General features: G+C 72.2%; 2 protein-coding genes, 1 tRNA gene and 1 pseudogene. 3 read left to right on the top strand and 1 reads right to left on the bottom strand.

Going from position 1 to position 2,873, the window contains the following annotated elements:
- The 3 genes and pseudogenes from NBW84_RS12900 to NBW84_RS12890 form a co-directional block, all read left to right on the top strand.
- A pseudogene (locus tag NBW84_RS12900) lies at nucleotides 1–417 on the top strand (CoA transferase); the annotation flags it as partial.
- A 118-nt stretch (nucleotides 418–535) separates the two neighbouring features.
- On the top strand, nucleotides 536–1,294 hold the full coding sequence (orn, locus tag NBW84_RS12895; protein WP_250284873.1) for an oligoribonuclease: 759 nt from the start codon (nucleotides 536–538) through the stop codon (nucleotides 1,292–1,294).
- Between the two features lie 270 nt (nucleotides 1,295–1,564).
- Nucleotides 1,565–1,637: transfer RNA gene (locus NBW84_RS12890), tRNA-His, on the top strand.
- Between the two features lie 173 nt (nucleotides 1,638–1,810).
- Here NBW84_RS12890 and NBW84_RS12885 read toward each other — a convergent pair.
- Nucleotides 1,811–2,800 carry a 2-hydroxyacid dehydrogenase gene (locus NBW84_RS12885; RefSeq protein WP_250284871.1) on the bottom strand — a complete coding sequence of 330 codons (990 nt, stop codon included), beginning with the start codon at nucleotides 2,798–2,800 and terminating at the stop codon, nucleotides 1,811–1,813.
- Nucleotides 2,801–2,873 lie beyond the last annotated feature (73 nt).

The following is a 2,873-nucleotide window of genomic DNA, read 5'->3' as shown; positions in this document are numbered from 1 at the left end:
TCAGAAGGCCGGCCAGGGGTGCTGCCCGCCCAGGCGCTCGACCACGCCACCGGCTACCTGACGGCGGCGGCCGTCCTGCGCGCTCTCACACTGCGCCACCGGGAGCCCGGTTCCTGGCATGCTCAGCTGTCACTCGCCCAGACCGCCACCTGGCTGCTCGCCCAGCGCGCGAGGGCTGATGGGAAGACCGGTGAAACCGGTGGAGCCGTCACCGGCGGTGCCACGGCCGGTGGCGCGGCCGTGGCGAGCGCCTCCGGGAACGCCCCGGCGGTCGACGTGGCGCCGTGGCTGGACACGGTTGACAGCCACGGCGGGCGGCTGACCTACGTGCTTCCGCCCCTACGGGTGGCCGGCGGCCCGCGCACCTGGTCCCATCCGCCGCTCCCGCTCGGCGCCTCGTCCCCGGCCTGGCTGTGATCAGGCTGCCTGCGATCAGGCTGCCTGTGATCACGATGTGGCGGCCCGCGACCGGCGACCGGCGACGGGCGGGCCCGCGCGTGACGTTCCGGCCCGGAGACCCTATGGTCAACCAGATATGGATCGCCTCGTCTGGATCGACTGTGAGATGACCGGGCTCGACGCCGCCTCGGATCTCCTGCTGGAGGTCGCCTGCCTGGTCACCGACAGCGAACTGCATGTTCTTGGCGACGGCGTGGACGTGGTCGTGTCCGCGCCGGAGAGCGCGCTGGCCGGGATGGATGCCGTCGTCCAGCAGATGCACGCCGCCTCGGGACTGACCGAAGCCGTACGGGCATCGACGCTGACCGTTGCCGACGCCGAACGGCAGGTGCTCGACTACATCCGCGATCAGGTCCCGGACGCGGGCAAGGCCCCGCTGTGCGGCAACTCGATCGCTACCGATCGCAACTTCCTCGCCCGGTACATGCCGGCGCTCGACAGCTACCTGCACTACCGGATGGTCGACGTGTCGACCGTGAAGGAACTCGCCCGGCGCTGGTACCCGCGGGCCTACTACGCGGCACCGGCCAAGCGCGGTGGGCACCGCGCCCTGGCCGACATCCAGGAGAGCATCGACGAGCTGCGCTACTACCGACAAGTGATCTTCGTGCCGCAGCCGGGACCCACCAGCGAGTTCGCCCGGGCGGCGGCCCAGGAGATCACCCAAACGGCAGGCCGGGAGACCGGCGCGGGCGACGACGCGGGCAGCCTGCCATCCGCACCGACGGGCGCCGCCTCGGCGGAGACCGCTCCCGCAGCGACCGCTCCCGCAGCGACCACTCCCACGAGCCGCGCCCCGGCGGATGCCGCGCGGACCCCACCGGCGGCCGTCTGAACGGCCGGGGCGGCCGTCCGGGCACGGTCACCATCCACCGGGGCAAGGTCACCGTCCGCCGAGCGCGGCCGCCATCGGGAAGTGGTCACCGTCCGGGCACGAGCCCGGCCCGCCGGTGGCACCGCAAAGCGTTTCGCCAGAAGGACAATCGACCGGTACTATGGGCCGGGCCTGAACAGTTGGCCGGCCAGTCATGGGTGTACGCCCCAGCGGGTGCGCAACCGCTGACGGCCAGCGGTTCGGTTTTGATGTGTGGTTCTTCAGCACGTGGTGGGTGTAGCTCAGCTGGTAGAGCACCGGGTTGTGGTCCCGGGTGTCGCGGGTTCAAGTCCCGTCACTCACCCTCGGTTGGATCCTGTTCGGTGGCCTTCGGCCACCTTTCCAGGCTCCCGCGTCATGCCGGCCCAGGGGGAACCCCCTGGGACCCCCATGTCAGGGGGATTCCGTCCCCCCCTGCACCCCCTGGCGGCTGGTCGAATGCCTGCCTGGTACTGAAATATCGATCATTGTGTCTGGTTATGGCGCTGGGATGGCGATCTCGGAGGGTGACCCCGGGGCCGGCGGGCCGGCGACGATCGCCTGGAGCGTGTCGCCGGCGGCGAACCGGGCGATCTGGTCCCGGAGAAACGCGGCGGCGCGGGGCTTGAACGCGCTGGTGTTGCCGCCGAGATGCGGGGTCAGCAGCACACCGGGCGCGGACCACAACGGGTGATCATCGGGCAGCGGCTCCGGCTCGACGACGTCGAGGGCCGCCAGCAACCGCCTGTCGCACAGTTCGCGCAGCAGGGCGTCGGTGTCGACGACCGCTCCCCGGGCGACGTTGACCAGCAGCGCGCCGTCCGGCATCGCGGCGAGGAACCGGGCGTCGGCAAGGCCGCGGGTGCTCTCGTTGAGCAGGCAGGCCAGAACGACCACGTCCTGCTCCGGGAGCAGGGCCGGCAGCTCGGCGGCCGCGTGGACATGGCCGCGCCCGTCGTCCCGGGCCCGGCTCGCGACGCGGGTCAGCGACACCTCGAACGGCTCGAGCCGGGCGGCGATGGCCGTCCCGAGGCCGCCGGCGCCCACCACGAGCACCCTCCGGTCCGCCAGTGAGCGCAGGGTGCGCGGCTGCCAGCGCCCCCGTTCGGCCCCGGCCGCGTGGACCGCGGCCGGGATCCCCCGCAGCTGCGCCAGGGCGAGCCCCACGGCCAGTTCGGACGTGGAAGCGTCGTGCACCCCCGCCGCATTACACAACGTGACCCTCGGGGACACGTTGGCGATGGCATCCTCGTAACCCGCGGTAAGCGTCTGCACGACCCGGAGCCGGGGCAGGCCGTTGACCAGGGACCAGTCCGCCTGCTTCATGTACGGGGGGACGAGGAACTCGGCGTCCAGCACGCCCGCCCGCCGCGGGTCGGAGCCGGCGTCCCACACCACGGCCCGCACGGCCGGGACCGGGCCGACCAGGTCGATCCAGCGCCTGTCCGGAAGGCTGACCACGACCGTGCCCGCTTCGGTTCCTGCCATGGACGAAGGCTAACCGGCCCGAAATATCACGATCACTCTCCCTGCGCCCTGGACGCCGGCCGCCCGGGAGCCT

The organism is Protofrankia sp. CiP1_Cm_nod2, assembly GCF_920664355.1.
Taxonomy (GTDB): Bacteria; Actinomycetota; Actinomycetes; order Frankiales; family Frankiaceae; genus Protofrankia.
This window is presented reverse-complemented; position numbering and strand designations above follow the sequence as displayed.